This is a genomic window from Streptomyces sp., assembly GCF_036566765.1.
Taxonomy (GTDB): Bacteria; Actinomycetota; Actinomycetes; order Streptomycetales; family Streptomycetaceae; genus Streptomyces.
In genome coordinates this window covers 1-7903 of the sequence record NZ_DATCVQ010000143.1, presented here as the reverse complement: position 1 = coordinate 7903, position 7903 = coordinate 1, and the positions used below count along the sequence as shown (strand labels likewise).

9 protein-coding genes and 1 riboswitch are annotated in these 7903 nt (G+C 73.8%); of the genes, 5 read left to right on the top strand and 4 right to left on the bottom strand.

Features of this window, described 5'->3' with window-relative positions; genetic code table 11:
- The 4 genes from VIU94_RS07440 to thiO form a co-directional block, all read right to left on the bottom strand.
- A partial coding sequence (locus VIU94_RS07440; protein ID WP_331908841.1) for a protein kinase domain-containing protein occupies positions 1–969 on the bottom strand: 969 nt, incomplete at its 3' end.
- 89 nt (positions 970–1058) lie between these two features.
- A complete protein-coding gene (locus VIU94_RS07435) occupies positions 1059–1853 on the bottom strand; it encodes a thiazole synthase (protein WP_331908839.1) in 795 nt (264 codons plus the stop codon).
- A gap of 5 nt (positions 1854–1858) precedes the next feature.
- Positions 1859–2065, bottom strand: a complete 207-nt coding sequence (gene thiS, locus VIU94_RS07430; RefSeq protein WP_331908837.1) for a sulfur carrier protein ThiS — start codon at positions 2063–2065, stop codon at positions 1859–1861.
- On the bottom strand, positions 2062–3225 hold the full coding sequence (thiO, locus tag VIU94_RS07425) for a glycine oxidase ThiO (protein WP_331908835.1): 1164 nt from the start codon (positions 3223–3225) through the stop codon (positions 2062–2064). Before thiO ends, thiS begins: the two co-directional genes overlap by 4 nt.
- Positions 3223–3335, bottom strand: a riboswitch (TPP riboswitch). Its footprint overlaps the gene before it by 3 nt.
- Positions 3336–3496: 161 nt before the next feature.
- Here thiO and VIU94_RS07420 point away from each other — a divergent pair.
- The 5 genes from VIU94_RS07420 (at position 3497) to VIU94_RS07400 (ending at position 7704) form a co-directional block, all read left to right on the top strand.
- Positions 3497–4663: an NAD(P)/FAD-dependent oxidoreductase gene (locus VIU94_RS07420; RefSeq protein WP_331908843.1), complete on the top strand. Its 1167-nt coding sequence runs from the start codon at positions 3497–3499 to the stop codon at positions 4661–4663.
- A 43-nt stretch (positions 4664–4706) separates the two neighbouring features.
- Positions 4707–5072: an Rv2175c family DNA-binding protein gene (locus tag VIU94_RS07415; RefSeq protein WP_331908833.1), complete on the top strand. Its 366-nt coding sequence runs from the start codon at positions 4707–4709 to the stop codon at positions 5070–5072.
- Positions 5073–5157: 85 nt separating this feature from the next.
- A complete protein-coding gene (thiE, locus tag VIU94_RS07410) occupies positions 5158–5811 on the top strand; it encodes a thiamine phosphate synthase (RefSeq protein WP_331908831.1) in 654 nt (217 codons plus the stop codon).
- Between the two features lie 86 nt (positions 5812–5897).
- Complete coding sequence (gene metF, locus VIU94_RS07405) at positions 5898–6815, top strand: methylenetetrahydrofolate reductase [NAD(P)H] (RefSeq protein ID WP_331908829.1); 918 nt, start codon at positions 5898–5900, stop codon at positions 6813–6815.
- A 55-nt stretch (positions 6816–6870) separates the two neighbouring features.
- Positions 6871–7704, top strand: coding sequence for a hypothetical protein (locus VIU94_RS07400; protein WP_331908827.1), 834 nt, complete (start codon positions 6871–6873; stop codon positions 7702–7704).
- Positions 7705–7903 lie beyond the last annotated feature (199 nt).

Below are 7903 nucleotides of genomic sequence, written 5' to 3'. Positions count from 1 at the left end.
CTCCGGCGGGGGCACGGCGAGGCGCGAGGTGGCGGAGGGGCGCGGGATGACGGTGGTGTGGGTGTCGTCGACGGCGGGGACGCCCTCGGTGCGGGCCCCCGGCGGGACCAGGTCCAGCTGCTCGTCGGTGAGGGCGGCGCGGGCCTCCCGGGTCTGCGCGAGCAGCGCGACGGCGTCGTGCGGGCGGACCTCGGGGTTGCGCGCGGTGGCGCTCGCGACCAGCTCGTCCATGTCGAGGGCGAGGCCGGGGACGGCGGCGGAGGGGGCGGGGACGTCCGTGTTGAGGTGCCGGTAGAGGACCTGGGCGGGGGTGTCGCCGGTGTGCGGCTTGCCGCCGGTCAGCATCTCGTACAGGACGACGCCGCAGGCGTACACGTCGGCTCGGGTGTCGGCGGTGCCGTGCTCGATCTGCTCGGGGGCGAGGTAGGAGACGGTGCCGAGGACGGTGCCGGTGGTGTTGGTCGCGGAGCCGATGGCGCGTACGAGACCGAAGTCGGCGACCTTGACCCGGCCGTCGTCCCCTATCAGGACGTTCTCGGGCTTCATGTCCCGGTGCACGAACCCGGCCCGGTGCGCGGCGCCGAGCGCGGCGAGCACCGGCTCCAGGACGTCGAGCGCGGCCCGCGGCTGCAGGGCGCCGCGCTCGCGCAGCACGTCGCGCAGCGTGCAGCCGGCGACGTACTCCATGGCGAGGTAGACGTACGCCCCGTCCGCGCCCTGGTCGAAGACGCCGACCACGTTGGGGTGCGAGAGCCGGGCGACGGACTTCGCCTCGCGGATGAACCGCTCGACGAAGGACGCGTCGGTGGCGAGCTCGGGGTGCATGACCTTGAGCGCGAGGACGCGGTCGAGGCGGGTGTCGACGGCCCGGTAGACCGTGGCCATCCCGCCGACGGCGATGCGCCCGTCCACGCGGTAGCGCCCGTCGAGCAACTGCCCGACGAGCGGATCTTGAAGGGTCGTGTCCACCCGTCGAGTCTACGAGCCCCCCGAGCCCCCTCCGCCCGTCACGGGTGCAATGCAGCGCACCTGTGACGCGCGGCGGGCGGCGCGGCCGGTCAGAACGCCGGGCGTTCCGGGTCCAGGGCTGCGCGGCCCTCCACCGGGGAAGACGCTTCGGCGAAGTGGCGGCGGGGGATGCGGCCGGCGCGGTGGGCCAGGCGGCCCGCGTCGACGCCCAGGCGCATCGCCGTGGCCATTCTCACCGGGTCCTGGGCGCGCGTGACCGCCGAGGCGAGCATCACCGCCGCGCAGCCCAGTTCCATCGCCAGCGTCGCGTCCGACGCCGTGCCCGCGCCCGCGTCCAGGATCACCGGGACCCCGGCCCGCTCCACGATCAGCTCGAAGTTGTGCGGGTTGCGGATGCCCAGGCCGGAGCCGATCGGCGAGCCCAGCGGCATGATCGCCGCGCAGCCCACGTCCTCCAGCTTCCGTGCGAGGACCGGGTCGTCGTTGGTGTACGGCAGCACTGTGAAGCCGTCGTCGACCAGCGTCTCCGCCGCGTCGAGCAGCTCCACCCCGTCCGGAAGCAGCGTCCGCTCGTCGGCGACGACCTCCAGCTTGATCCAGTCCGTGCCGAGCGCCTCCCGCGCGAGCCGGGCCGTCAGCACCGCCTCACCGGCCGTGAAGCAGCCCGCCGTGTTCGGCAGCACGCGGATGCCGAGCCGGTCCAGGACCGACAGCACGGACCCCTGCACCGTCGGGTCGAGCCGCCGCATCGCGACCGTCGTCAGCTCCGTGCCGCTCGCCAGCAGCGCGCGTTCCAGCACGTCCAGGCTGGGCGCTCCGCCCGTCCCCATGATCAGCCGGGACGAGAACTCCGTCCCGCCCAGCGAAAACACGTCGTCGGCCATCGCGCTCAGCCTCCCTGCACCGCGGTGAGGACCTCGATCCGGTCGCCCTCGCCGAGGACGGTCGCGGACCACTCGCTGCGCGGAACGACCGCCTCGTTGACCGCCGCCGCGACCCCCGACGGCGCCGCCGTCAGCGTGGCGACGAGCGCGTCGAGCGCGGTGGGGCCGGAGAGCTCGCGCGGCTCGCCGTTCACGGACACCTTCACAGTCATGCGGGCTGCTCCTGACGTACGGAGGAGAAACGGCGGGGGCTGAACGGGCGCGCCTCTTCGGGGAGCACCCCGGTGGCCAGGACCTCGGCCATCACGTCGCCCGTGGCGGGGGTCAGCAGCACCCCGTTGCGGTAGTGCCCGGTGGCGAGCAGCAGACCGGGCAGCGCGGTCGCGCCGAGCAGCGGCGCGTTGTCGGGGGAGGCGGGGCGCAGCCCGGCCCGGGTCTCGGTGAGCGGCAGCTCGGTGAGCCCGGGCACCAGCTCGTGCGCGTCGCGCAGCAGCTCGTACACGCCGCCCGCCGTCACCGTGGTGTCCCAGCCCAGCTCCTCGCTGGTCGCGCCGACGACCAGCTCGCCGTTCTCCCGCGGCACCAGGTACACGTGGCTGCCGCGCACCACCGCCCGCACCGTCCGGGACAGGAACGGCGCGTACGCGGGCGGCACGGTCAGCCGCAGCACCTGCCCCTTCACGGGCCGGACGGGAGGCAGGGCCTGCGCGGGAACGCCGGTGAGCTTCCCGCTCAGGCTGCCGCCGGCCAGCACGACCTGGTCGGCACAGACCTCCGTGCCGTCGTCGAGGACGGCCCCCGCAGCCCGGTCCCGTACCACCGTCAGCCGCTCGGCCCAGGCCCGGTGGAAGACGACCCCGGCCCGCTCGCAGGCGGCGAGCAGCGCGTCGGCGAGCCGTCGCGGGTCCACCTGGTGGTCCCCGTCGACCCGCAGCCCGCCGCGCACCCCGGGCGCGAGCATCGGCTCCAGGCGGCGGCAGTCCCGCCCGCTGAGCCACACCGACTCCAGGCCGCAGCGGGTCTGCAGGGCGTGCAGCTCGCGCAGGTGCGCCCGGTCGTCGGCGTCGAGCGCGACGGCGAGGGTGCCGCAGGCGCGGTAGCCCACGTCCAGACCGGTGGCGTCGGCCAGTTCGGCGACGAAGTCCGGATAGCGGCGCGCGGATTCCAGGTTGAGGCCGAGCAGCGTCTCCTCGCCGTAGTGGAGCTCGGTGACCGCGGCCAGCATCCCGGCCGCGACCCGCGCGGCCCCGCCGCCCGGCTCGGGGTCGGCCACGGCGACGCGCAGCCCGCGCTGCGCCGCGCGCCAGGCCGTGACGAGCCCGATGATCCCGCCCCCGATGACGAGGACGTCCGATTCGTTACGTGCGTGCATGGGCGTCCAGCCCCTCCCTTCGCCGGCATGACCCGGATCAGGTTCGTACGGTCGGAGGCCGCCCAGCCTCCCTCTCAGCCCGGTGCGTCCGGGCTCCCGCGTGTGCTCTACGTTGACGGTCAGACTAACCCCCGCCGTCCGCGCCCAGTAAGGGAGCCTCCCGCGGCCCGATTTCCCCGGGACGTTTCCTGACGGACCGTCAGATGCGTAAGGTGGACGGGTGAGCGAGCAGAAGCGGGAAGAGCAGCACGTCGTGATCGTCGGCGCGGGCATGGCCGGCGTCCAGACCGCCGTCGCCCTGCGCGAGCAGGGTTTCACCGGACCGGTCACCCTCGTCGGCGCCGAGCCGCACCAGCCGTACGACCGGCCGCCGCTGTCCAAGGCCGTCCTCCTCGGCAAGGCGGAGGACTCCGCCTTCGACATCGACTTCGAGGCCCTCGACGTCGAACTGCGCCTCGGCGTCGAGGTCACCGGGCTGCGCGCGGACGCCCGCGAGGTCGACACCGAGGCCGGGCCCGTCCCGTACGACGTGCTCGTCCTCGCCTCCGGCGCCCACCCCGTCACCCTGCCCGGCTCCGAAGGCGTCCCCGGCGTGCACCTGCTGCGCACCCTCGACGACGCCGCCCGGCTCAAGCCCGTCCTGGAGCAGCGGCACGACATCGTCGTGGTCGGCGCCGGCTGGATCGGCGCCGAGTTCGCGACCGCCGCCCGCCAGGCCGGCTGCGCCGTCACCGTCGTCGAGGCCGCCGACCGGCCGCTGGCCGGCGCGCTGCCCGACGAGGTCGTCGCCCCGATGGCCGACTGGTACGCCGAGAGCGGCGCCGAACTCCTCACCGGCGCCCGCGTCGCGCACATCGCCCCGGGCGAGGTCGTCCTCGCCGACGGGCGCGCGCTGCCCGCCGAGGCCGTCGTCGTCGGCATCGGCGCCCGGCCCGCCACCGACTGGCTGGACGGCTCCGGCATCGCGCTCGGCCCGGACGGCTCGGTCACCGCCGACGACCGGCTGCGCACCTCGCTGCCCGGCGTGTACGCGGTCGGCGACTGCGCCTCCTTCCCGTCCGCCCGCTACGGCGAGCGGCTGCTCGTCCACCACTGGGACAACGCGCTGCAGGGCCCCCGCACCGTCGCGGCCGGGATCATGGGCGGGCCGGCCGCGCCGCCGTACGACCCGGTTCCGTACTTCTGGTCCGAGCAGTTCGGCCGCTTCGTGCAGTACGCCGGGCACCACGCCCACGCCGACGCGCAGGTCTGGCGGGGCGGGCCCGCCGACGCCGCCTGGTCGGTGCTCTGGCTGCGCGCCGGCGTGCCGGTGGCGCTGCTCGCGGTCGGCCGGCCCCGCGATCTGGCACAGGGGCGCAAGCTGATCGAGGCGGGCACGGAGGTCGATCCGGAGCGCGTCGCCGATCCCGCCGTCCCTCTGAAGGCCGCAGTCCGGTAGAGCCCGACTACCGGCTGTCAGTCCGGGATGGCAGGCTTGTCCTGTGACCGAGATTGACGCAAAGACCGATGCTCTCGTCCCCGCCTGGCTCTACCTCCCCGACATCGCGGAAATGCTCGACGTCGAGGTGACGCGCGTGCGCCAGCTGGTCAAGGAGGGCCAGCTCATCGCCGTGCGCCGCGGAGAGAACAAGGCGCTTCAGGTGCCCGCCGCCTTCATCGACGGCGACAAGGTGGTCAAGGGCCTCAGCGGCACCCTGACCCTCCTGAAGGACGACGGCTTCACCGACGAAGAAATGCTGGAGTGGCTCTTCACTCCGGATCCGACCCTGCCGGGCACGCCCGCGCAGGCGCTCAGCGAGAATCGCGGCACCGAGGTGAAGCGCCGCGCCCAGGCGCTCGCCGTCTGACGCACTCACGTACCAACCATCAGGCGGTGTGCGGGCCGGGGAGACCCGGCCCGCACACCGCCGCACCACCCGGGGGGAACGCCTCATGTCCACGCCTCGCGCCCAGCTGTCCGACGCCCGTCTCTACCTGTGCACGGACGCCCGCAAGCGCCAGGGCGACCTGCCCGCGTTCCTCGACGCCGTGCTCTCCTCCGGCGTGGACATCGTCCAGCTGCGCGACAAGGGCATGGAGGCCGGCGAGGAGCTGGAGCACCTCGCCGTGTTCGCCGACGCCTGCCGCCGGCACGGCAAGCTGCTCGCCGTGAACGACCGGGCCGACGTCGCCCACGCCATCGGCTCCGACGTGCTGCATCTCGGCCAGGGCGACCTGCCGGTGCCCGCCGCCCGCGCGATCCTCGGGGAGCGGGTGCTGATCGGCCGTTCCTGCCACGCCGAGTCCGAGGCCGCCGCCGCGGCCGCCGAGCCCGGCGTCGACTACTTCTGCACCGGGCCCTGCTGGCCCACCCCGACCAAGCCCGGGCGGTACGCCCCGGGCCTGGACCTCGTCCGGTACACGGCCGCGCTCCGCCAGGACCGGCCGTGGTTCGCCATCGGCGGCATCGACGCCTCGAATCTGGACGAGGTCCTGGACGCCGGCGCCCGCCGGGTCGTCGTCGTCCGGGCGATCACCGAGGCCGACGACCCCGCCGCGGCGACCGCCGACCTGGCCAAGCGGGTGCGCGCTCGGCTCGACGGGTGACGGGGAGGCGAATCGAGGTGACCAAAAACGTGTCCACCTCGTGGACGCGCCTTCGTCGACAGATGGACCGCGTCTAACCTGCCCCTATGGCCCTAGGAACCGCTTCCACCCGCTCGGACCGCGCTCGCACGGTCCGCGAGATCCTCGCGTCCGGCAAGCCGTCGTACTCGTTCGAGTTCTACGCCCCCCGGACCGAGAAGGGCGAGCGGAGCCTGTGGAACGCGCTGCGGCGCGTCGAGGCGGTCGGCCCGAGCTTCGTCTCGGTGACCTACGGCGCCGGCGGCTCCACCCGCGGCGGCACGGTCAAGGCCACCCAGGAGATCGCCGCCGACACCACGCTCACCCCGGTCGCGCACCTCACCGCCGTCGACCACTCGATCGCCGAGCTGCGAAACGTCCTGGGGCAGTACGCGGACGCCGGGATCCGGAACATGCTGGCGCTGCGCGGCGACCCGCCCGGCGACCCGCTGGGCGAGTGGATCGAGCACCCCGAGGGCGTCCGGTACGCCGCCGACCTGGTGCGGCTGATCAAGGAGTCCGGGGACTTCTGCGTGGGCGTCGCGGCCTTCCCCGAGATGCACCCGCGCTCCACCGACTGGGACACCGACATCCGGCACTTCGTGGACAAGTGCCGCGCCGGCGCGGACTACGCGATCACCCAGATGTTCTTCGACCCGGAGAACTATCTGCGGCTGCGCGACAGCGCCGAGCGGGCCGGCTGCGAGACGCCGATCATCCCTGAAGTCATGCCCGTTGTGACCGCCAGGACCCTCGACCGGCTGCCCGAGCTGAGCAACGCGTCCTTCCCGCCGGACGTGAAAGAACGCATGCTCGCCGTCAAGGACGATCCCGCCGCTGTACGCTCCATCGGTATCGAGTTCGCGACCGAGTTCTGCGCGCGGCTGCTTTCCGAGGGTGTCCCGGGGCTGCACTTCATCACGCTGAACAACTCGACCGCGACGCTCGAGATCTACGAGAATCTCGGACTGCACGCGCAGTCGTGACCGGCCGTACCCGCCCCGACCCGCGGCGTAGGCCGCAGGAGAGGGGCGGGCGGGCATGGGGTGGACGGTCCTCTACATCGCGTTCGGAATCGTCGCGCTGTGGCTCCTCGGTGAAGTCCTCCTCCAGTACAAGGCGCGCCTGCGCTGGCGACTCCTCGCGTTCGGCGGCTTCCTGCTCGTCGTGCTCGGCGTGCTGCTGCCGTCGGTGGCGGTGATCGTCGGTGGCGCGATCGCGTTCGCCGTCGGGCAGATCTATGTGACGCTGTCGTACCGCAAGGGCTTCTCCACCGGCTGGGCGCTCGGCGGCAGCCCCGGGGAGAGCCGTCGCCGCAGGTCGCGGCCGGCCGGCGACGAGGGCCCGCGCCTGGAGGTCACCGAGGTCGCCTACGAGCCCGTCGAGCCCGCCCCGGCGGAGCCTGTGTACGCGCCGGAGCCGATGCCCGACGACACCGGCCAGTACGGCGTCTACGACACCTCCTACGGCCAGCAGGGGCAGGGCCAGGGGGGCCAGGGGCACGACGGGTACGGCGGCGGCTACGACGCCTACCCGCCCTACCAGCAGCCCGCCCAGGCCGGGTACGACTATGACCAGGGCGTCCCGCAGCAGCAGTACGCCGCGTACTCCGACCCGTACATCGGGCCCGGCACGGACGGCCAGCAGTACGGGGCGTACGACTACGGCACCGGCGGCGGCCAGCAGAGCTACGTCGACCCCTACGGCCAGCCCTACGCCTACGACACCCCGCCCGGCGGCGTGTGGGTGCCGCAGCAGCGGGACGGCGAGCAGCCTCCCTACCCGCAGCAGCCCCCGCAGCCGCAGCAGCCCCCGCAGCCCGGGCAGTACGGCTACGAGCCCTACGACCACGACCAGCAGCAGTACCGCTACTGAGACGGCGGTCCCGCTACTGACCGCTTGCTGAGGCAGCCGTACCGCTTGCCGAGACGCGCGGTATCGCTTACTGAGACCCGCGGAAGTCCGCGCCCTCCACGATCAGGCCCGCGACCAGCGCCCCCGACATCCCCGCGTGGGCGAGCCCGCCGCCCGGGTGCGACCAGCCGCCCACGAAGTACAGGCCGGGCAGCGGGGA

What these genes read in the sequence shown, in the direction of transcription:
- VIU94_RS07435 (WP_331908839.1), bottom strand. Translation starts at nt 1,853, where the DNA reads ATGGCCGACGACGTGTTTTCGCTGGGCGGGACGGAGTTCTCGTCCCGG.
- thiS (WP_331908837.1), bottom strand. Translation starts at nt 2,065, where the DNA reads ATGACTGTGAAGGTGTCCGTGAACGGCGAGCCGCGCGAGCTCTCCGGC.
- thiO (WP_331908835.1), bottom strand. Translation starts at nt 3,225, where the DNA reads ATGCACGCACGTAACGAATCGGACGTCCTCGTCATCGGGGGCGGGATC.
- VIU94_RS07420 (WP_331908843.1), top strand. Translation starts at nt 3,497, where the DNA reads ATGGCCGGCGTCCAGACCGCCGTCGCCCTGCGCGAGCAGGGTTTCACC.
- thiE (WP_331908831.1), top strand. Translation starts at nt 5,158, where the DNA reads ATGTCCACGCCTCGCGCCCAGCTGTCCGACGCCCGTCTCTACCTGTGC.
- metF (WP_331908829.1), top strand. Translation starts at nt 5,898, where the DNA reads ATGGCCCTAGGAACCGCTTCCACCCGCTCGGACCGCGCTCGCACGGTC.
- VIU94_RS07400 (WP_331908827.1), top strand. Translation starts at nt 6,871, where the DNA reads ATGGGGTGGACGGTCCTCTACATCGCGTTCGGAATCGTCGCGCTGTGG.